Below are 20622 nucleotides of genomic sequence, written 5' to 3' on the forward strand. Positions count from 1 at the left end.
CTCGTCCGGACCCCTCGGCAGCAGTCGCACCCGGCGCGTCGCGAGGCCGGCGCTCGCCCCGGGCGGCCCCGGCGACCACGCCCGCGCCGAGCCGGTTCAGCACCGGCACCCGGCCGAAGCTGCGGATGGTGTTCTGGAAGCCGCCCCCGCGCAGCAGGAACCGCGCGGCGGCGGCCGTGTCACGCCAGACGTGGCACGGCGGGCGTACCCGTTGGCGGGCGAGCCCGCGATCCCGCGTCTCAGGCCTGGCCGGCCTGGCGCGCCAGTGGGTTGGAGCCGATGGAGTTGGCCACCGTGAAGCTGACCGTTCCGGAGATGTACCGGTCGTCGGACCACTCGATGGGACGCCCGGCCGGGGTCGTGGTCACCCGGCGGATGCGCAGCAGCGGGCTGCCGCGACGGACCTCCAGCAGCCGCGCGTCCTCCGCGCCCGCCGCCACGGCGTCGATGACGTGCTCGCCATAGGCGAAGATCATGCCGATGTCCTCGTAGAGCGCCTGGACGACCGAGATGCAGTCGGCGGGCAGCCGCTCCACCGAGTCGGCCATCCACGCGGCGTAGACGTTGCGCTCCAGCAGCACCGGCTCGCCGTCCAGGCCGCGCACGCGCAGCACCTGGAGGACCTCGTCGCCGGGCTTGATCTGCAGCTTCTCGGCGTCCTCCAGGGTCGCCGGACGGCGGTGCTGGTCCAGCACCCGGCCGGTGGCGGTGCGGCCCATCGCGTGCGCCCACTGGGCGAAGCTGCGCAGCTCGGCGAAGCTCTGACTGCGCCGGTTGCCCAGCACCACGCGCCGCGCGCCCTGACGGGAGCCGATCCGGCCCTCCGTGGTCAGCGCGGCCACGGCCTGGCGGACCGTGCCGCGTGAGACCCCGTAGCGGGCCGAGAGCTCGGTCTCGGTCGGCAGGGTCCCGCCCACCGGGTACTCGCCGCGGTCGATGGCCTGCCGCAGCTCCTGGGCGATCTCCTCGTGCCGTGCCGCCACTGTGCGCACTCCTTGTCCTGTCGGCGCCGCTCGGTCGTTCACCCTGGCAGCAACGGCGTGATCGTACCGTTACGTGCACGGTCGACGAAACGTCCCATCGGGACGGGGTATTCCGACGGGGAATCGCATGCCTGTGTTGACGCGCCGTTAACCAAAAGGACACCATGCTCGGGCGTACTGTCATCGACTTGTTCGGACAAGTGATTCCGATCCGACTGCACTGACGCCTCCTCAGGAGACAATCGTGACCTCCACCCCCGCCCGGGCCGCCGCGCTGACCGGCGTACTGGTCGCCTCCGCACTCGCGCTGACCGCTTGTGGCTCCGCCGCCTCCGTCAAGGCAGGCTCCGGCGGCTCCTCTGACTCGGCCAAGGCTGCCTCCGCCACCTCCGCCGCCGACTTCGGCGGGATGGACGCGCTCGTCGCGGCCGCGAAGAAGGAGGGCCAGCTCAACGTCATCACCCTCCCGCGCGACTGGGCCGGCTACGGCAAGCTCATGGACGCCTTCACCGCCAAGTACGGCATCAAGATCAGCGACGAGAACCCCGAGGGTTCCTCGCAGGACGAGATCAACGCGATCACGACCCGCAAGAACCAGGACCGCGCGCCCGACGTCGTCGACGTCGGCGGTGCCTTCGCCGTCCAGGGCCAGCAGCAGGGCCTGTTCGCGCCGTACAAGGTCGCGAACTTCGCGGAGATCCCCGCGGGCCACGCCGCCACCGACGGCACCTGGTACAACGACTACGGCGGCTACGTCTCCATCGGCTGCAACGCGAACAAGGTCAAGGAGTGCCCGAAGACCTTCGCCGACCTGCTCAAGCCGGAGTACAAGGGCCAGGTCGCCCTCGACGGCGACCCGACCCAGGCCAACGCCGCCTTCTCGGCCGTCTACGCGGCCGCGCTGGCCAACGGCGGTTCGCTGGACAACATCCAGCCGGGCATCGACTACTTCGGCAAGCTGAAGAAGTCCGGCAACTTCAACCCGGTCCAGGCCAAGCAGTCCACCGTCGAGTCGGGCGAGACCCCGATCACCCTCGACTGGGACTACCTGAACTCCGGCTACTCCGACGAGTTCAAGTCCAAGGGCATCAACTGGCAGGTCGTCGTCCCGTCGGACGGCCAGTACGCCGGTTACTACAACCAGGCCATCAACAAGTGGGCGCCGCACCCGGCCGCCGCCCGCCTGTGGGAGGAGTTCCTCTACTCCAACGACGGCCAGAACGGCTTCCTGAGCGGCTACGCCCGCCCGATCCTGATGGACTCGATGAAGTCGGCCGGCACCCTGGACTCCACCCTGGCCGCCAAGCTTCCCCCGGTCACCGGTTCCGCGCCGGTCCCGAGCCAGGACCAGATCACCAAGGCCAAGGCCGTGGTCTCCGCCAACTGGTCGAAGGCCATCGCCGGGTGAGCACCGCTCCCCTGAGCGCGACGCCTGCTCGCCGCCGCCCCCAGCGGGCGGCGGCGGGCCGGTTCGCCGTCGTCCCGCTGCTGCTCTTCGTCGCCGTGGCCTTCGGGGTACCCGCCCTGGCCATGGCCTACGGTGCGTTCACCACGTACAACCCCGGCAAGCCCAGCCAGTACACGATGGGCAACCTGACCGCCTCGCTGCAGGGCGGCTACCTCGACGCGCTGCTCGGCAGCGTCAAGCTGTCGGCGCTGTCCGCGCTGATCTCCGTGGTGGCCGGGCTGCTGGTGGCGCAGGCCGTGGTCACCTCCCGGTTCGCCTTCCTGCGCAAGGCCGTGCTGAGCGCCTCCGGCGTGCTCGCCAACTTCGGCGGCGTGCCGCTGGCCTTCGCCTTCATGGCCACCCTGGGCAACGCCGGCATGCTGACCACCAAGCTGCACCTCGACCAGCACGGCTGGAGTCTCTACTCCTTCAACGGCCTGACGCTGGTCTACCTGTACTTCCTGATCCCGCTGATGGTTCTGAGCGTCATCCCCTCCCTGGACGGCCTGCGCCGCCAGTGGCGCGAGGCGGCCCAGAACAACGGCGCGACCGGTTGGCAGTACTGGCGCCACGTGGCCCTGCCCGTGCTGACCCCCTCGCTGCTCGGCGGCTTCGTGCTGCTGTTCGGCAGCGCCTTCGCCGCGTACGCGACCGCCGCCGCCATGGTCGGCGCGACCGTCCCGCTGATCACGCTGCAGATCGCCACGGCGCTCAGCGGCAACGTCGACCCGAACGCCACCAACATCGCCCTGGCGATGAGCCTGGACATGGTCGTGATCGCCACGCTGGTGATGGTCGTCTACATCCCCCTGCAACGCCGGAGCGCCCGATGGCTGGTGTGACCGCCTCCGCCCTGACCACCGAGGGCCGCCCCGCCCCGAGCACCGCGAACGGCTCCGGCCCCGCCGGCGCCCGCGGCGGCGTGCTCGCCGGGCTCGCCCGGATCCGCTGGGGCCGCGGCACCGTGCTGCTCGTCGCCGGGCTGTACTTCCTCGTCCCGATCGCCACGACGCTCTGGTTCACCGTCGACAACTCGCCCCAGGGCTTCAGTCTCGACGCGTACCGCCAGATCTTCACCGTGCCGGGCCTGTGGCCCGCGCTCCAGCTGTCGCTGCTGCTGGCCGTCGGCACCATCGTGCTGGTCTACCTGCTGCTCATCCCGGCCGTCGTCGCGGTCCGCCTGGGCAGCCCGCGGCTGCGCACCGTCGTCGAGCTGACCTGCACCCTGCCGCTGGTCGTGCCGACCATCGCGCTCACCGCCGGCATCTCCGACGTGCTGCGCTGGTGCAACGACAACCTGGCGCCGACGCCCTTCTACGCGACCTTCCTGGACGCACAGAACGCGAACTTCCCCGTCGTGCTGCTGCTGGCCTACGTGGTGATGGCCCTGCCGCTGGCCTTCCGCACGCTGGACGCGGGCATGCGCGCGCTGGACGTGCGCACCCTGCTGGAGGCCGCCCAGAACAACGGCGCGAGCCGTGCCCGGGCCATCGTCACCGTCATCCTGCCGAACCTGCGCAGCGCGATGCTGAACACCGCGTTCATCACCCTGGCCCTGGTGCTGGGTGAGTTCACCGTGGCCTCCATCCTCGGGTACGTGCCCTTCGCCGTCTGGATCGTCAACGGCAACAGCGCCGGCCAGGGCCCGGTCACCGTGGCCGTCTCCATCGTCAGCCTGCTGCTGACCTGGGTGCTGCTGCTCGTCCTCTCCGTCGGCAGCGAGCGCCGCGGGCGCGCGCAGGCCCAGCACTGAACCGCGTGCACTGAACCATTTTTTTCTGTTTCACCTCCGAGGAGCTCCAGGAGTGTCCATGACCACCGACCCCGCGCCCGCGACGTCCGTCGCCGCCGTGCCCTCCCCTGCGGGGCCGACGGACTCCTCGGCGGCTGTCACCACTGCAGCACCCGCCACTGACAAGTCCACCGCCTCGTCCACCGGCGCCACCGTCCAGTTCGTCGGCCTGCGTCGCACCTTCGGCGCGACCACCGCGCTCGACGGTCTCGACCTGACGGTCAACCCCGGCGAGCTGCTGGCCCTGCTCGGCCCCTCCGGCTGCGGCAAGACCACCGCCCTGCGGATGCTGGCCGGATTCGAGACGCCGGACTCGGGCCAGGTCCTGGTCGACGGCGAGGACGTCACCCGCATCCCCGCGCATCGCCGTGACGCGGGGATGGTGTTCCAGTCCTACAGCCTCTTCCCGCACCTGAACGCGCGCGACAACGTCGCCTTCGGCCTCAAGATGCGCAAGACCGGCAAGGCCGAGCGCCACCGCCGCGCGGACGAGCTGCTGGAGCTCGTGGGTCTGCCGACCCACGGCGACCGCTACCCGCACCAGCTCTCCGGCGGTCAGCAGCAGCGCATCGCGCTGGCGCGCGCCCTGGCCCTGCAGCCGCGCGTGCTGCTGCTGGACGAGCCGCTGTCCGCGCTGGACGCGAAGGTCCGCCTGAACCTGCGCGAGGAGATCCGTCGCCTCCAGCAGGAGCTGGGCATCACGACCCTGTTCGTCACCCACGACCAGGAGGAGGCGCTGTCCATGGCGGACCGCGTCGCCGTGATGCACGCGGGCCGGATGGAGCAGTGCGACACCCCCGCCGAGCTGTACGCGCGTCCCGCGACGGCGTTCGTCGCGGAGTTCGTCGGCACGATGAACCGGATGCCGGGCGCGCTGGCGGCGGACGGCCAGACCGTCGAACTCCTGGGCCAGCGCCTGCCGGTGGACTCCGCCGCCGCAGAGCTGCGCGGCGAGGTGGACGTGCTCGCCCGGCCGGAGAACGTCCTCGTCACCGCGGGCGGCGGCCAGGGCGCCGTGGTCACCGGCACCACCTTCCTCGGCGCGAGCACCCGCCTCACGGTGCAGCTGCCCGACGGCACCACCGTCAAGGCGGACCTGTCGACCCACGACGCCGCCGCGCTGCCCGCCGGCACCGGCGTCACCGTCTCCCTGCCCGAGCGCCCCGTCCTGGTGGACGCCAAGCGCTGACGGTCGGCCGCTGCACCTCAGGGGCGCGGCGCGGGAGGCCGCGCCCCTGGGGAGCCGCGCCCTGCCCGCACCCCTGTGCTCCAATCCCTTCGATGAAAGGCCGTTAAGTGCCAAGCCGCTCCACCCTCCAGGCCGTTCTCTTTGACATGGACGGAACCCTCGTCGACACCGAAGGTCTGTGGTGGCAGACGGCAGAGGAGGAGGCGGCGAGACTCGGCCTGACGCTGGGCGAGGACGACGTCCCCGACGTCCTGGGACAGGCCGTCGAGCACACCGCGGCCTACCTGTTCCGCCGTTGCGACGGCGTCCGCTCCGAGTCGTCGATCACGGCCGCGCTGGACGCGCGCTTCGTGGAGCTGGTGGGGCAGCAGGTCGTCCCGCTGCCCGGGGCGTTGGAGCTGCTGGACGGGCTCGCCCAGGCCGGCATCGCCACCGCGCTGGTCTCCGCGTCGCCGCGCCACGTCGTCGACCTGGTCCTGGACGCGCTGGGCCGGCGTCGCTTCGCCACGTCCTTCGCGGCCGGGGAGACCGCGAAGACCAAGCCCGCTCCGGACCCGTACCTCGCGGCCGTGGAGGCCCTCGGCGCCTCTCCGGACAACTGCGTGGCGGTCGAGGACACCCCGACCGGCGTCGCCTCGGCCGAGGCGGCGGGCGTCGCGGTGGTCGCGGTGCCGTCGTTGACGCCGATCCTGCCCGCGCCGGGGCGCGCCGTGGTCCGCAGCCTGCTCGACGTCGACCTGTCCCTGCTGCAGGGCCTGCTCGACTCGGCGGCGGCGTGACCCGGGTAGCGTGACCGCCATGCCCGCCCTCTACCTCGCCTTGGCCATCTCGTCCGAGATCTGCGCGACCGTCTCGCTCAAGTACACGCACGGCTTCACCCGGCTCGCGCCGAGCGCCGTCGTGGTGCTCGGGTACGTCGCCTCGTTCGCGCTGCTGAGCCAGGCGCTGAAGCAGATCCCGGTGAGCTCCGCGTACGCGATCTGGTCGGGTGTCGGCACGGCGGTCGTGGCGGCGATCGGCTTCGTCTTCCTCGGCGAGGGCGCGAACGCCTGGAAGCTCGTCGGGATCGCGCTCATCATCGTCGGCGTCATCGCCCTGAACCTCGGCGGCGCGACCCACTGAGCGCCGCCGCGCTCCCCGGGCCCGTCCCCGAGCGCCCGTCCCCGAGCGCCCGTCGGCTGCGAGGGCCTGGAGACAGGCCCTTAGGCTGACGCCCATGAGCGACGGGGTGGAGCTTGCGGGGGACGAGGACGTCGGGGAGGAGACCGGGGAGAAGCGGGTCAGCTACGCGGAGGCCTTCTTCGACCTGGTGTGGGTGCTGTGCGTCACCCAGATCTCCGGGCTGCTGCACCTCGACCACGGCCTCGCGGGGGTCGGCCGGGCGCTGATCGTGCTGATCCCCGTCTACTGGTGCTGGGTCGGCAGCACGGTGCTCGCCAACACCCGTGACATCGACCACCCGTGGGGCCGCGTAGGGCTGTTCTCGATCGCCCTGTGCGGCCTCTTCCTCGCACTCGCCCTGCCGCAGGCGTACGGCTCGCGCGGCCTGCTCTTCGGCGCGGCCTACCTGGTCGCGCGCTGGCTGCTGCTGGCCCAGGTCCTGTGGGGACGCGGGGTGGTGGTCGGGCCGATGGGCGTCGGTGCGCTGGTCACCGGCCCGCTGCTGCTGGCGGGCGGCTTCGCGCACGGCGACGCGCGGACGGCGCTGTGGACGCTGGCGGCCGCGCTCGACCTGCTCACCCCGGCCCTGGCACGCCGACGGCTGATCGCGATCCGGTTCCACCCCACCCACCTGCCGGAGCGCTTCGCGCTGTTCCTGCTGATCGCCCTCGGGGAGGCGATCGTCTCCATCGGGGCCCCGGTGGCCGCCGGACGGACGCTGCGCGCGGACGAGGTCCTGTCCGTCGCCATCGCCTTCGTCGCCGCGTGCGGGCTGTGGTGGGTCTACTTCAACTACGCGGCGGACGCGATGCGGCACGCGATGACGACGGCGCCGCTGCGCGGCGACATCGTGCGCCAGGTGCTGTCCTACGGGCATCTGGCCTTCGTCAGCGGGGTGATCGCCTTCGCCGCGGGGGTCAGCGCCGCGGCGACCCACCCGGGCGCGCGACTTCCCCCGGGCCCGCTCGGGCTCCTCTTCGGCGGCTGCGCGCTCTTCCTGGCGACGTTCGGCTACACGCGCTGGCGCATGTTCCGGCAGATGTCGTGGACCCGCCTGGGAGCGGCGGCCGCGGTCCTGGCGGCGATGGCGCTGTGCGCCCCGCTCCCCGCGCTGGCCGCGCTCGGCGTGCTGGCGGCACTGCTGGTGGCGCTCAACCTGCTGGAGTACCGGCGCGTCCAGCGCTCCCCCACCCACGAGCTCTGAGCGTTCAGCCGCTCTGGGCGGGGACCACCTCGCGGCGGTCCGCTTCAGGGAGCCAGTCGCGGTCGGGGCGGTATTCGAGCCAGCGGCGCGGGCGACCGGACTCGGCGAAGGCGCGCAGGAGCGCGGGGAGACCCGGGTCCGGGCGGTCGTGGTGCCAGACCAGCGACCAGGCGTACAGCGGGGTCGGGTCGACCAGCGGCACGACCACCAGGTCCGGACCGGGTTCGAGCGGCAGCTCCGAGGGCAGCAGCACGAAGCCGTCCCCGGTCGCACGGACGCGCTGCAGCAGGTGGTCGAGGCCGAGGTTGGCGCCGCCCTCCAGCACCGGGACGCCGAACTGCTCGGCGAAGCGGGCCAGGAAGTCGAGCCTGCCCGCCGCGGCGGGCAGGACCAGGCGCAGCGCGGCCAGCTGGTCGGGCCGCACCTGCCCGGCGCGGGCCAGCGGATGGTCGGCGCGGAGGACGGCGTCGACCGGCTCGAGCCGCACCAGCCGGTGCGCGAGCGCCCGCTCGGGCGCGCCGTCCGGCGCGTCGGCGGCAGGGTGGAACCGTCCGAAGCCCGCTCCGATCTCGCCGCGCGCCAGGGCGGCCGCGACTCCGGGCAGGTCCCGTCCCGGGCCCACCTCCACGGCCACCCGGTCCCCCGCCGCCGCGACCGCCTCGCGCACCGTGCGCAGCGGCTCGAAGAGGTGTCCCCACACGTCCAGGCGCAACGGGCGGCCGTGCGCGCGAACGGCGGCGACGGCGGCGGAGCCCGCCGCCAGCGCGGCGCGGGCGGGTTCGAGGAAGCGGGTCCCGGCGGCGCTCAGCGCCACGCCTCCGCGGTCCCGGTCGAAGAGCCGGACGCCCAGGCGCTCCTCCAGCCGCGCGACGCGCTTGGACAGCCCCTGCTGCGTCAGCGCCAGCGCCTCCGCGGCGCGGCGGAAGTGCAGGTGTTCGGCCACGGCGACGAAGGCGCGCACCTGCGCGAGGTCGAGATCGTCCACCCGCCCATCCTGGGCGACAACCGTCGGTTGTCAGGGCCCGTTTCCGGTTGTTGGCCGGCCCCGATGCGCCTCGGGTTAGCTGTTCGTCATCGGAGCAACGTTTCCCCGGAAGGGAGTTGAGGACGGTGAAGGCGTTCACGGCGACGGGCCTGGTGGACCGCGCGGTCGTGCTCAGCGAGGTGGCGCAGCCGGAGCCGCGCAGCGACGAGGCCCTGGTGAAGGTCGACGCGTACTCGGTGAACCGGGGCGAGACCTTCGTGCTGGAGAGTCCGCCGCCGGGCTGGCGGCCGGGCAAGGACGTGGCCGGACTGGTCGTCCAGGCCGCGGCGGACGGCAGCGGGCCTGCCGTGGGGCGGCGCGTCGTCGGCCACCCGCCGGCCTCCGGCTGGGCCGAGTACGTCGCGGTCCCGACCGCCTCGCTGGCCGAGCTGCCGGACCGGGTGACGACGGTGCAGGCGGCGGCGCTGCCGCTGGCGGGCCTCACCGCGCTGCGACTGCTGCGCGCCGCGGGCTCGCTCGCGGGACGCCGGGCGCTGCTGACCGGCGCGTCCGGCGGCGTCGGACACTACGTCACAGAGCTGGCCGTCGCGTCCGGCGCGGAGCTCACGGCGGTCAGCCGCTCGCCCGCACGCGGCGCCCGGCTGGCGGAGTTCGGCGCCACCGTGGTCGGACGCGTCGAGGACGCGGAGGGCCCGTTCGACCTGGTCCTGGAGTCCACGGGCGGCCCGAACCTCGCCGCCGCGCTGGCCCGACTGGCGCCGCGCGGACAGCTGCTCTGGTTCGGCCAGGCCAGTCGGGAGCCGGCCACGGTCAGCTTCTTCGACCTGCTGCGCGGTCCGGTCTCCGCGACCGTCCGTCACTTCAGCTACGCCGACGACGACCGGCCCTACGGCACCGACCTCGCCACCCTGGTGCGCCTCGTCGCCCAGGACCGGCTGCACCCGGAGATCGGCCTGGTGCGGGACTGGAGCGAGACCGCCGACATCCTCACCGACCTGCGCGAACGCCGCGTCCGCGGCAACGCCGTACTGACCCTGTCCTGACCCTTGTCCCGCCCCCCTTCACCCGCTGAGGAGACACCACCATGACCGCCGTCGACCCCCGCACCGTCGTCGTGAACTACGTCAACGCCGTCGCCGAAGGCGACCTGCCCACCGTCCTGGCGAGCTTCGCCGACGACGCCACCTGGACCTACCCCGGCGACCTGCCGCTCAGCCGGGTCTGGCGGGGCCGGGACGTCATCGTGGAGGACTTCCTGGGCGGAGCCGGCGCGCTCTTCGCGCCCGGCAGCACCCCCGAGGTGGCCCTGACCAACGTGATCGCCGACGGCGAGCAGGTCGTCGCCGAGTGGACCTCCAAGGGCGTCACCGTGAACGGCCACGTCTACGACAACCGGTGCCTCGGGGTGTTCACCGTGCGGGACGGGATGATCGTCTCGGTTCGCGAGTACACCGACACCCAGCATGTCGAGCGCACCCTGTTCGGATGATGTGGAGGTTCCTCCAAATACCTCAACAATCTGTTGACGCTCCCCTTGGGTGGACCTACGTTTTCCTTCAATCGAAAAGCGGATACCACATCGCGGAATTTCGAGAGAAGAACGCCTCGCCCCAGTTCCACCCTCTGGAGGTCCCGAGTGCCCGCCTCTCCCGCGCCCCACCCCGTCGACGAACTCCTGCCCCCGCCCAAACTGCTCGCCTACGGCCTCCAGCACATCGCCGCGATGTACGCCGGCGTGGTCGCCCCACCGCTGATCGTCGGCACCGCGGTCGGCCTCAGCGGCGGCGAGCTGACCGTGCTGATCGGCGCCGCACTGCTCACCTCGGGCCTCGCCACGCTGCTCCAGACGCTGGGCGTGTGGCGGATCGGCTCCCGGCTGCCGTTCGTGAACGGGATCAGCTTCGCCGGCGTCGCCCCGATGCTCTCCATCGTCAAGCAGTCCCATCCCGGCCAGGCCCTGCCCGCCATCTACGGAGCCCTGCTGATCGCCGGAGCCGCGGCCTTCCTGGCGGCGCCCTGGTTCTCCAGGTTCAACCGCTTCTTCCCGCCCGTGGTCAGCGGGACGGTCATCACCCTGATCGGCCTCTCGCTCTTCCCTGTCGCGGCCGGCTGGGCCCAGGGAGGCAACCCCGCCGCCGCGGACTACGGCTCCGCCTCCAACATCGCGCTCGCGGGCGGGACGCTGGCCGTGGTGCTGCTGCTCAACCGCTTCCTGCGCGGCTTCCTGGGCAGCATCAGCATCCTGCTCGGCCTGGCCGTCGGCACGCTGCTGGCGATCCCGTTCGGCAAGACCGACTTCGGCGCGCTCGGCAAGGTGCCGGTCTTCTCGATGCCCTCGCCGTTCCACTTCGGCGCTCCGTCCTTCCAGCTCGGCGCGATCATCTCGATGCTCATCGTGATGCTGGTCTCGATGACCGAGAGCACCGCCGACCTGCTCGCCCTCGGCGAGATCGTGGACCGCCCCGCCGACGAGCGCACCATCGAGGGCGGCCTGCGCGCCGACGGCGCGGCGACGGTCCTGGCAGCCTGCCTCAACGGCTTCGCCGCCACCGCCTTCGCCCAGAACATCGGGCTGATCGCCCTCACCAAGGTGCGCAGCCGGTACGTCGTGGCGGCCAGCGGCGTGATCCTGATCCTGCTCGGCCTCTTTCCTGTGGCCGGCGCGGTGGTCAGCGTCGTCCCGCAGCCGGTCCTCGGCGGCGCGGGCCTCGCCCTCTTCGGCACGGTCACCGCCAGCGGCGTCCGCACGCTGACGGCCGCGCGGCTCGACGAGAGCGGCAACCTGCTGACCGTCGCGGTGGCCCTGGGCTTCGGCGTGCTGCCGATCGCGGCCCCGAACTTCTACGCCCACTTCCCGCCGCTGGTGCAGACGGTGATGAACAGCGGCATCAGCGCGGGCTGCCTGGTCGCCGTCACACTGAACGTCTTCTTCAACCAGCTGGGCCGTCGCGGCGACGACACGGCCCCGGAGGCCGAGCTGCCCCGTGAACGGCAGATCGCCGCGCACTGACCGCGCGGCGACGGACGGACGGAGCCGCCGACGGCACGGGGAGGGGCGCGGGCAACCGCAGCGGGTAGGCTCCCTCACCATGAGAATCACCGTCATCGGGACCGGGTACCTCGGTACGACCCACGCCGCCTGCATGGCCGAGCTGGGCTACGAGGTACTCGGTCTGGACATCGACCCGGAGAAGATCGCGACGCTCTCCCAGGGCCGGACCCCGATGTACGAGCCGGGACTCGACCCGCTGCTGGCCAAGCACGTCGAGTCCGGCCGGCTGCGCTTCACCACCGACTGGGCCGAGCTCGGCGCCTTCGGCGACGTGCACTTCGTCTGCACCAACACGCCCCAGCGCAAGGGCGAGTTCGCCTGCGACATGAGCTATGTCGAGTCCGCGTTCGACCTGCTCGCCCCGCACCTGCGGGAGAACGCCGTCGTCGTGGGCAAGTCCACGGTCCCGGTCGGCAGCGCGGCGCGCCTGGCCGACCGCCTCGCCGCGGGTGCGCCCGCGGCGATCGCCGCGAGCGTGGAGCTGGCGTGGAACCCGGAGTTCCTGCGCGAGGGCTACGCCGTGCAGGACACCCTGCACCCGGACCGCCTGGTGGCCGGCGTCCGCGCGGGCGGGCGCGCCGAGGCCGTGCTGCGCGAGCTGTACGCGCCGCTGACCGACGCGGGCGTGCCGTTCCTGGTGACGGACTACCCGACGGCCGAGCTGGTGAAGACCGCCGCGAACTCCTTCCTCGCGACCAAGATCTCTTTCATCAACGCCATGGCCGAGGTCTGCGAGGCGTCGGGCGCGGACGTGGTGCAGCTCTCCGCGGCGCTCGCCTACGACGACCGGATCGGCGGGCGCTTCCTCAACGCCGGGCTCGGCTTCGGCGGCGGCTGCCTGCCCAAGGACATCCGCGCGTTCATGGCCCGGGCCGGCGAGCTCGGCGCGGACCAGGCGCTCACCTTCCTGCGCGAGGTCGACTCGATCAACATGCGCCGCCGTTCACGGATGGTCGAGCTCGCCCGGGAGCAGTGCGGCGGCGGCTTCCTGGGACGCCGCGTCGCGGTGCTCGGCGCGGCCTTCAAGCCCAACTCCGACGACGTGCGCGACTCCCCCGCGCTCAACGTCGCGGCCCAGATCCAGCTCCAGGGCGGGCAGGTCACCGTCTACGACCCGAAGGCCATGGACAACGCCCGCAAGCTCTTCCCCGGTCTCTCCTTCGCCGACAGCGCGCTGGAGGCGGCCACCGGCGCCCGGGTCGTGCTGCACCTGACCGAGTGGCAGGAGTTCCGCGAGCTCGACCCGGCCGTGCTCGGCGCCGTCGTCTCCGACCGCCGCATCCTCGACGGCCGCAACGCCCTCGACCCCCAGACGTGGCGCGCCGCGGGCTGGACCTACCGCGCCCTGGGCCGTCCGGGCGAGTAGGAATGCACCACTCGCACGCGGCGTTGGACTATGACCGAGCACGCGACGCGAGACAGGAGCGACGGATGTACGGCGACAGCGAGACGGTGCGGCGGATCCTGACCGAGTCCGGAGACACCTGGGCGATCGTGGGCCTGTCGGAGAACCGGGACCGCGCGGCCTACGGGGTCGCCCGGGTGCTGCAGCGGTTCGGCAAGCGGATCGTGCCGGTGCACCCGAAGGCCGAGACCGTGCACGGCGAGCAGGGCTACCGGAGCCTCGCCGAGATCCCGTTCCCGGTGGACGTCGTGGACGTGTTCGTGAACAGCGAGCTGGCCGGCGCGGTCGCCGACCAGGCCGCGGCCGTCGGCGCGAAGGCGGTCTGGTTCCAGCTCGGCGTCGTCGACGAGGACGCCTACGACCGGACGCTGACGGCCGGGCTGGACATGGTGATGGACCGCTGCCCCGCTATCGAGATCCCGCTGCTGGGCGACTGACCTCGGGACGAGCAGCCCCTGGGCTGCTGACGTCTGGACGGCCGGCCTCCGGATGACCGGCCTCCGGAGGACCGGCCTCGGCGTGCAGGCCGGCCGCGGCCTCCTCCTCGGTGGCGTGGGCGTAGCCGTGCCCGCCCGGGCGGGGGACGGCGGGCCGAAGGCCCATGATCGCGCCGAGACCGGTCGGCGGCATGTCGGCGTAGAGGGCCTCGTACGCACCGGCGCGGACGGAGAGCAGTTCGTGCCAGACGCCGACGGCGCCCTTGCTCCGGGCGTAGCGGCGCCAGAACGCGTCCTGGGCCGGGCGGTGGCCGCGGTCGGCGGCGGTGGCGAAGGCGCGGACGTCGCCCGCGCGGCGCCAGTACTGGACGACGGTGACCTGGCGCGGAGCGGGCCCCAGCAGCAGGCGGTAGCCGAGCAGACCGCTCTCCGGGTCAGCGGCGAGCTCCTTCAGCATCGGTGTCATGGCACGGAGGGCGGGCAGCCAGTGGCGGACCGCCCGCCAGCGGTTCACCCGCAGTCCGATGAGCAGGACGGCGACGGGTTCCTCGCTGTCGGCGAGGTGACGGCCGTGCAGGAGACCGCCGCGCGTGTCCGCGCCGGGCGCCGTGGGGAGACCCGGGCGGGTCCACTCAGGCAGGATCTGGGAGCGTGTACCTCTGGCGGAGCCGAAGTCAGGCATACATGGATAGTGACACTATCCTTGGCGTCCCGTCCACCGATTCCCGGAACCCGATCGGAGCCCGTCGACCCGTGCAGCTGTCCGAGTTGAGCGAACGCAGCGGCGTCTCCGTCGCGAGCGTCAAATACTACCTGCGCGAAGGCCTGCTGCCGCCCGGGGTGACCGTCAGCGCGCGCAAGGCCGAGTACGACGAGGACCACCTGCGCCGGCTGCGGCTGATCCGGGCGCTGCTCACGGTCGGCGGGATGTCCGTCGCGCAGGCCCGCGACGTGCTCGCCGCCGCCCACGATCCGGCCTTCGACCGGCACACCCGGCTCGGCGTCGCGCAGTACCTGCTCCCTCCGCACGTGACGGCGCCGCCCGAGGAGACCGCGGAGGGCGCGGCCTGGCGCGAGCGCCGCACCGAGGTGCTGGCGCTGCTCCGCGACGACCTCGGCTGGCAGATCCACGACGAAGCGCCCGCGCTCGACGCGCTGACCGAGGCGCTGATCACGCTGAACTCCCTCGGCTACGAGACGACCACCGCGTCCCTGCGCGACTACGCGCACGCGCTGCGCCCGATCGCGGAGAACGAACTCCGCCTCATCGACGAGCACCCGGCGATCGACGAGGCGATCGAGGCCGTCGTCGCCTACACCGTCCTGTACGAGCCGGTGCTGCTGTCACTGCGCAGGCTCGCCCACGAGGACGTGTCGGCGCGGCTCCACCCGCCGTCGTCGACCTGATCCCGCACCTGATCCCGCCTCAGCCGACGGCGTGAACCCGCTCGCCGCCGACGAAGGTCTGCAGGGCGCGAGTCGCGCCGATCTCCTCCTGCGGGCCGGCGTACGGGTCGCGATCCACGACCACGAGGTCGGCCAGGGCGCCGGGACGGATCACCCCGGTGTCGTCGAGGTGGTTCACATGCGCGCTGCCGGCCGTGTACGCGGCGATCGCGGTGGTCAGATCCAGGCGCTGCTCCGGCAGGAAGACTTCACGGTCGTCCTCGTGGTTGACCCGGTTCACAGCCACATGGATGCCGAGCCACGGGTCCGGCGAGGACACCGGCCAGTCGCTGCCGGCCGCGAGCGTCGCCCCCGCGCGCAGCAGGTCGCCGAACGGGTACTGCCACGACGCCAGCTCCCCGCCCAGGAACGGGATGCACAACTCGTCCAGCTGCGGCTCGTGAGCCGCCCACAGCGGCTGAAGGTTCGCGACCGCGCCGAGGTGCGCGAAGCGCGGCACGTCGTCCGGGTGCACGACCTGAAGATGCGCCAGGTGGTGCCGGTTGTCGCGGCGTCCGTTGACGGCGGTCGCCGCCTCCACGGCGTCCAGCGCCTCGCGCACCGCGCGGTCGCCGAGCGCATGGAAGTGCACCTGGAAACCGAGCGCGTCCAGCTCGGTCACGTGCGACTTCAGCGCCTCGGGGTCGACGAAGCTGAGGCCGCTGTTGGCGGTCGTGCAGCCGCAGGCGTCCTTGTAGGGGACGGTCATCGCCGCGGTCCAGTTCTCCGCGATGCCGTCCTGCATGATCTTCACCGACCCGGCGCGGAACCGGCCCGCCGTCAGCTTGTCGCGACGCGCGACCAGTTCGGGGATCTGCTCGGCCCCGCGCTCGCGGTCCCACCACAGCGCGCCGTTCACGCGCGCCGTCAGCCGCCCGTCGGAGGCCGCGGCGAGGTAGGCGTCGGAGACGTCCGGCTGCCCGTTGAAGACGCCGAGGATCGCGTCCTGCCAGGCGGTGATCCCGAGCGAGTGCAGGTGCGCCTGGGCGCGCAGCAGCCCCTTGACCCGGTCCTCGACCGTGCCCTTCGGCACGACGCGGGCGACCAGGCTGGTCGCGCCCTCCTGGAGCATGCCGGACGGGGTGCCGTCCGCCTCGCGCTCGATCCGACCGTCGGCGGGGTCGGGCGTCTCCGCGGTGACGCCCGCGAGCTCCAGAGCGCGGGTGTTGGCCCAGGCGCCGTGGTGGTCGCGGTTCAGCAGCAGGACCGGCCGGTCCGGCACGATCTCGTCCAGCTGCGCGCGGCTCGGCTGCCCGCCCTCGAACGCCTCCATGGCCCACCCCGCCCCGGTGATCCACGTCTGCGCCGGATGCGTGGCCGCGTAGGCGGCGATGCGGCGACGGTACTCGCCGAGGTCGGTCGCGCCGGACAGGTCGCACTCGCCCATCTCCACGCCGCCGTAGACCGCGTGCACGTGCGCGTCCTGGAACCCCGGCAGCAGCGCCCTGCCCCGCAGGTCGACGATCTCCGTCTCCGGCCCCGCCAGCTCCAGCAGGTCGTCGTGCCCGACGGCCAGCACCCGCTGTCCGCTCACGGCGACGGCCGTCGCCCTGGTCCGCGCGGCGTCCATGGTGATGACGGGACCGCCCACGAAGAGTAGGTCGATGTCGTTCGCCATGCGGTTTCCCCCTGTCAACGGCGTCGTCAGACAAATGCTAACCGCTGCCAGGGCATATGCCGGGAGGCGGGGAGCGCCACTTGACCACACGTCAGCAAGCACGTCAGGGGCCGTGGGCTGTACCGACGTGCGGCTCCGCCGCAGGGGTGCGACCGGTCACGGAAGCTGCCGCCTGAAGTCGCGGCACACCAAGCGGCGCACGACTTCAGGCGGGAACGAGAACTAGCAGGCGTCCAGCTGGTCGATCGTGGCGATGGACGGGGTGACCTCCGCCATCCCGCGCGCCACCGACTCCGCGTCGCGGAGCACGCGGACCGCGTTGCCCCAGGTCAGCTTCGCCAGGTCCTCGCGCGACCACCTGCGGCGCAGCAGCTCCGCGACGAGGTTCGGGTAGCCGGCCACGTCCTCCAACCCCTGGGGGGTGAACGCCGTGCCGTCGTAGTCGCCGCCGAGGCCGATGTGGTCGACGCCGGCCACCTCGCGCATGTGGTCGAGGTGGTCCGCGACCGTCGACTCCGTCGCGACCGGGCGCGGGTTCGCCGCCTCGAACTCCGCCTGGACGGCGAGGCCCTGCGGGGAGAGGTCGAGGGGGTGGAAGCCGTGGGCGACCATGTTCTCGTCCGCCCGCCGCGTCCAGGCGACCGCCTCGGGGAGGATGAACTTCGGGACGAACGTCGCCATCGCCACGCCCCCGTTGGCGGGCAGGGCGGCCAGCACGTCGTCGGGGATGTTGCGGACGTGGTCGCAGACGGCCCGCGCTGAGGAGTGCGAGAAGACCACCGGCGCGGCCGTCACCCGCAGCGCCGCCCGCATGGTGTCCGCGGACACGTGCGAGAGGTCGACCAGCATGCCCAGGCGGTTCATCTCCTTGACGACCTCCTCGCCGAAGCGGGTGAGGCCGCCCGCCTTCGGCTCGTCGGTCGCGGAGTCCGCCCAGTCGTTGTTGTCGTTGTGGGTGAGCGTCATGTACCGCACGCCCAGGGCGTGCAGGGCGCGCAGCGCCGCGAGGGAGTTGTTGATGGAGTGGCCGCCTTCGGCGCCCATCAGCGAGGCGACCTTGCCCTCCGCCCGCGCCGCCTCCATCTCGTCCGCCGTCCGCGCGAGCCGCAGCTGCTCGGGGTAGCGCGCCACCAGGGCGTGGACGAAGTCCACCTGCTCCAGCGTGGCGGTGACCGCGTCGGTGCCCTCCATCCGCGACGGGGTGGAGGGCACGTAGACGGACCAGAACTGCGCGCCGACGCCGCCGGCGCGCAGTCGGGCGAGGTCGGTGTGCAGGTGGCTGCGCTGGTCGTCGGCGATGTCACGCCGGTCCAGGTCGTAGCGGACCTGCTCGCGCAGCTTCCAGGGCAGGTCGTTGTGCCCGTCGACGATGGGGTGCTCGGCGAGCAGCTCCATCGCCCGGGCCAGCAGCTCGGCGTCGGCCATCCCCGCGCTCAGCTCCCGAAGCCGAAGCTCGCGCCGCTGCCGACCTTGGACCGCAGCTTGCGGCCCTTCTCGGCGGCCTGCTCGTTCAGCTCCTGCTGGAACTCGGCCATGCGCTGCGCCAGGTCCTGGTCGAACGCGGCCAGCAGCCGGACGGCGAGCAGGCCCGCGTTGCGGGCGCCGCCGACGGAGACGGTGGCGACCGGGACGCCGGCCGGCATCTGCACGATCGACAGCAGCGAGTCCATGCCGTCCAGGTACTTCAGCGGCACCGGGACGCCGATGACCGGCAGCGTGGTGACGGAGGCGAGCATGCCCGGCAGGTGCGCGGCGCCGCCCGCACCCGCGATGATCGCCTTCAGGCCCCGGCCGGCCGCGGCCTCACCGTAGGAGATCATCTCGCGCGGCATCCGGTGCGCGGAGACGACGTCCACCTCGAAGGGGACCTCGAACTCCTCCAGCGCCTGGGCGGCGGCCTCCATGACGGGCCAGTCGGAGTCCGAGCCCATGACGATGCCGACGAGCGGCTGCTCGCTCATTCTGTGATGTCCCCTCGAAGGTACGCGGCGGCGTGGCGGGCGCGCTCGCGCACGTCCTCCAGGTCGTCGCCGAACACTGTGACGTGGCCCACCTTACGACCGGGCTTCACGTCCTTGCCGTACATGTGGATGCGCAGTCCCGGGTCGCGCGCCATGCAGTGCAGGTACGCGCTGTACATGTCCGGGTAGTCGCCGCCGAGCACGTTCACCATGACCGTCCACGGCTGGCGCGGACGCGGGTCGCCGAGCGGCAGGTCCAGCACGGCCCGGACGTGGTTCTCGAACTGCGAGGTGACCGCGCCGTCGATGCTCCAGTGGCCGGAGTTGTGCGGACGCATCGCGAGCTCGTTGACGAGCACGCGGCCGTCGCGGGTCTCGAACAGCTCGACCGCAAGGTGGCCGGTGATGTCCAGCTCGCCCGCGATGCGCAGCGCGAGCGCCTGTGCCTCGGCGGCGAGGTCCGCCGACAGGTTCGGCGCGGGCGCGACGACCTCGTGGCAGATGCCGTCCTTCTGGACGGACTCGACGACCGGGTACGCCACGGCCTGTCCGTGCGGGGAGCGCACGACGCCGGCGGCGAGCTCGCGCACGAAGTCGACCTTCTCCTCCGCGAGCACCGGCACACCGGCCTGGAACGGCTCGGCCGCCTCGGCCTCGTTCTGGACCACCCAGACGCCCTTGCCGTCGTACCCCCCGCGGGTGGTCTTCAGCACGACCGGATAGCCGTCACCCTCTTGGGCGAATTCGGTCACGTCCGCCGGGTCCGCGACCAGGCGGTGACGCGGGCAGGGCACGCCGAGGCTGTCCAGCTTGGCCCGCATCAGGCCCTTGTCCTGCGCGAACACCAGCGCGTCCGGCCCCGGACGGACGTTCACACCCCCCGCGAGGAGTGTGCGCAGGTGATCCGTGGGTACGTGCTCATGGTCGAAGGTGATCACGTCGCACCCGGCGGCGAAGCGGCGCAGGGTCTCCAGGTCGCGGTAGTCACCGAGGACGACGTCGTTCACCACGAGGGCGGCCGAGTCCTGCGGAGTGTCCGCGAGCAGCCTGAACCGCACCCCCAGCGGGATCGCCGCATCGTGCGCCATTCGGGCCAGCTGCCCGCCACCGATCATGCCCACTACCGGAAAAGTCACACCGCAAGGGTATCGGTCCCCGGAATGATCAGATCCGCGCAGGTCGTGGGGCAGGTTGTGAAGGTGCGCAAGGGGCAGAGTTCCGTGAGGATTTAACAGGAGAAGTATTTGTCACACCGGCGAGCCGACTATCGTCGTGTACGGCACACGCACCTGCGCGTCGAGCGCGGCACCCATGAGCCTGCGCCCAGTAGCCGAGTAGAGACGGATCCTGCAGCCATGACCGCTTCCCCCCTCACTGGCGGACGTACGCCGAGTGCTCTGCGCCGGGTTCTGAACGAGGTGGCCAAGTTCGGCATCGTCGGGATATCCGGCGTGGTCATCCAGCTGATCAGCTTCGGCATCCTGCTGGACTTCATGCAGACGGTCCGCGCCAACATCGTCGCCACGCTGATCGCGATCGCGACCAACTACGTCGGCTACCGCTACTGGGTCTACCGCGACGCGGACAAGAAGACGCGCTCGCGCGAGATCTCGCTGTTCCTGGTCTTCAGCGCGATCGGCCTGGTGATCCAGAACGGCGTGCTCTTCGTCCTGACGTACGGCCTGGACTTCCACACCAAGTTGGAGAGCCTGGTCTGCAGCGTCATCGGCATCGGCGTCGCCACGGTGTTCCGCTTCTGGGCCTACCGCACCTGGGTCTTCCGCGTCGTTCCGCAGGCGGAGCAGGCCCTCGAGGCCGCCGAGCAGATCCTGGCCGCGGAGCAGGTCAAGCGCAGCGCACCGGTCAGCCACCGCCGCTGAGCAGGCCGCAGCACCTCAAGGGGCGCGGGGCTGTGCCGGATGTCCGGCACAGCCCGCCGCCC

General features: G+C 72.2%; 21 protein-coding genes. 14 read left to right on the forward strand and 7 right to left on the reverse strand.

The features are described from left to right. Positions 1 to 239: 239 nt before the first annotated feature. The gene (locus tag TR50_RS27425; protein ID WP_042427611.1) at positions 240 to 983 is read right to left on the reverse strand and encodes a GntR family transcriptional regulator; all 744 of its coding nucleotides are present in this window, start codon (positions 981 to 983) and stop codon (positions 240 to 242) included. Between the two features lie 244 nt (positions 984 to 1227). Here TR50_RS27425 and TR50_RS27430 point away from each other — a divergent pair, with 244 nt between their 5' ends. The 7 genes from TR50_RS27430 to TR50_RS27460 all read left to right on the forward strand — a co-directional run bounded on the left by TR50_RS27430 (position 1228) and on the right by TR50_RS27460 (position 7776). Beyond that, positions 1228 to 2391, forward strand: coding sequence for an ABC transporter substrate-binding protein (locus TR50_RS27430; protein ID WP_042427613.1), 1164 nt, complete (start codon positions 1228 to 1230; stop codon positions 2389 to 2391). Then, on the forward strand, positions 2388 to 3272 hold the full coding sequence (locus TR50_RS27435) for an ABC transporter permease (RefSeq protein WP_152648675.1): 885 nt from the start codon (positions 2388 to 2390) through the stop codon (positions 3270 to 3272). The genes TR50_RS27430 and TR50_RS27435 overlap by 4 nt, the downstream gene beginning before the upstream one ends. Next, entirely contained in the window at positions 3260 to 4183 is a 924-nt protein-coding gene (locus tag TR50_RS27440; protein ID WP_084701059.1) for an ABC transporter permease, read from the forward strand. The genes TR50_RS27435 and TR50_RS27440 overlap by 13 nt, the downstream gene beginning before the upstream one ends. A gap of 58 nt (positions 4184 to 4241) precedes the next feature. Then, entirely contained in the window at positions 4242 to 5411 is a 1170-nt protein-coding gene (locus TR50_RS27445; protein WP_084701061.1) for an ABC transporter ATP-binding protein, read from the forward strand. 107 nt (positions 5412 to 5518) lie between these two features. After that, entirely contained in the window at positions 5519 to 6190 is a 672-nt protein-coding gene (locus tag TR50_RS27450) for an HAD family hydrolase (protein WP_269084817.1), read from the forward strand. A gap of 10 nt (positions 6191 to 6200) precedes the next feature. Continuing rightward, positions 6201 to 6533, forward strand: coding sequence for a DMT family transporter (locus tag TR50_RS27455; protein ID WP_439654250.1), 333 nt, complete (start codon positions 6201 to 6203; stop codon positions 6531 to 6533). A gap of 94 nt (positions 6534 to 6627) precedes the next feature. Then, on the forward strand, positions 6628 to 7776 hold the full coding sequence (locus TR50_RS27460) for a low temperature requirement protein A (RefSeq protein WP_042427619.1): 1149 nt from the start codon (positions 6628 to 6630) through the stop codon (positions 7774 to 7776). Positions 7777 to 7780: 4 nt separating this feature from the next. Here the strand turns inward: TR50_RS27460 and TR50_RS27465 are convergent, their stop codons facing one another. Next, on the reverse strand, positions 7781 to 8761 hold the full coding sequence (locus tag TR50_RS27465; RefSeq protein ID WP_042427622.1) for a LysR family transcriptional regulator: 981 nt from the start codon (positions 8759 to 8761) through the stop codon (positions 7781 to 7783). A gap of 125 nt (positions 8762 to 8886) precedes the next feature. On the opposite strand from TR50_RS27465, the gene TR50_RS27470 reads away from it, so the two are divergent. The 5 genes from TR50_RS27470 to TR50_RS27490 all read left to right on the forward strand — a co-directional run bounded on the left by TR50_RS27470 (position 8887) and on the right by TR50_RS27490 (position 13655). Continuing rightward, positions 8887 to 9804, forward strand: coding sequence for a zinc-binding dehydrogenase (locus TR50_RS27470; protein ID WP_042427624.1), 918 nt, complete (start codon positions 8887 to 8889; stop codon positions 9802 to 9804). Between the two features lie 41 nt (positions 9805 to 9845). Next, positions 9846 to 10250 carry a nuclear transport factor 2 family protein gene (locus TR50_RS27475; RefSeq protein ID WP_042427627.1) on the forward strand — a complete coding sequence of 135 codons (405 nt, stop codon included), beginning with the start codon at positions 9846 to 9848 and terminating at the stop codon, positions 10248 to 10250. Positions 10251 to 10397: 147 nt separating this feature from the next. Further along, positions 10398 to 11771 carry a nucleobase:cation symporter-2 family protein gene (locus TR50_RS27480; RefSeq protein ID WP_042427631.1) on the forward strand — a complete coding sequence of 458 codons (1374 nt, stop codon included), beginning with the start codon at positions 10398 to 10400 and terminating at the stop codon, positions 11769 to 11771. 79 nt (positions 11772 to 11850) lie between these two features. Next, positions 11851 to 13179 carry a UDP-glucose dehydrogenase family protein gene (locus TR50_RS27485; RefSeq protein WP_042427634.1) on the forward strand — a complete coding sequence of 443 codons (1329 nt, stop codon included), beginning with the start codon at positions 11851 to 11853 and terminating at the stop codon, positions 13177 to 13179. 65 nt (positions 13180 to 13244) lie between these two features. Beyond that, complete coding sequence (locus tag TR50_RS27490) at positions 13245 to 13655, forward strand: CoA-binding protein (RefSeq protein WP_042427637.1); 411 nt, start codon at positions 13245 to 13247, stop codon at positions 13653 to 13655. Here the strand turns inward: TR50_RS27490 and TR50_RS43675 are convergent. Then, a complete protein-coding gene (locus tag TR50_RS43675; protein ID WP_063775151.1) occupies positions 13627 to 14337 on the reverse strand; it encodes a monooxygenase family protein in 711 nt (236 codons plus the stop codon). The genes TR50_RS27490 and TR50_RS43675 overlap by 29 nt on opposite strands. 86 nt (positions 14338 to 14423) lie before the next feature. Here TR50_RS43675 and TR50_RS27500 point away from each other — a divergent pair, with 86 nt between their 5' ends. Continuing rightward, a complete protein-coding gene (locus TR50_RS27500; RefSeq protein WP_369405787.1) occupies positions 14424 to 15062 on the forward strand; it encodes a MerR family transcriptional regulator in 639 nt (212 codons plus the stop codon). Between the two features lie 19 nt (positions 15063 to 15081). Here the strand turns inward: TR50_RS27500 and TR50_RS27505 are convergent, their stop codons facing one another. The 4 genes from TR50_RS27505 to TR50_RS27520 form a co-directional block, all read right to left on the reverse strand. Continuing rightward, a complete protein-coding gene (locus TR50_RS27505) occupies positions 15082 to 16719 on the reverse strand; it encodes an amidohydrolase (protein ID WP_042427643.1) in 1638 nt (545 codons plus the stop codon). Positions 16720 to 16941: 222 nt separating this feature from the next. Continuing rightward, positions 16942 to 18144, reverse strand: a complete 1203-nt coding sequence (locus tag TR50_RS27510; RefSeq protein WP_042427647.1) for a dipeptidase — start codon at positions 18142 to 18144, stop codon at positions 16942 to 16944. Positions 18145 to 18152: 8 nt separating this feature from the next. Beyond that, positions 18153 to 18680, reverse strand: a complete 528-nt coding sequence (gene purE, locus TR50_RS27515; RefSeq protein WP_042427650.1) for a 5-(carboxyamino)imidazole ribonucleotide mutase — start codon at positions 18678 to 18680, stop codon at positions 18153 to 18155. Beyond that, positions 18677 to 19795 (reverse strand): 5-(carboxyamino)imidazole ribonucleotide synthase, encoded by a 1119-nt coding sequence (locus tag TR50_RS27520; RefSeq protein WP_042427739.1) that lies wholly within the window; start codon positions 19793 to 19795, stop codon positions 18677 to 18679. The genes purE and TR50_RS27520 overlap by 4 nt, the downstream gene beginning before the upstream one ends. 240 nt (positions 19796 to 20035) lie before the next feature. Here TR50_RS27520 and TR50_RS27525 point away from each other — a divergent pair, with 240 nt between their 5' ends. Further along, positions 20036 to 20560, forward strand: coding sequence for a GtrA family protein (locus tag TR50_RS27525; protein WP_042427653.1), 525 nt, complete (start codon positions 20036 to 20038; stop codon positions 20558 to 20560). Positions 20561 to 20622: the final 62 nt, after the last annotated feature.

Source organism: Streptacidiphilus anmyonensis, from assembly GCF_000787855.1.
Taxonomy (GTDB): Bacteria; Actinomycetota; Actinomycetes; order Streptomycetales; family Streptomycetaceae; genus Streptacidiphilus; species Streptacidiphilus anmyonensis.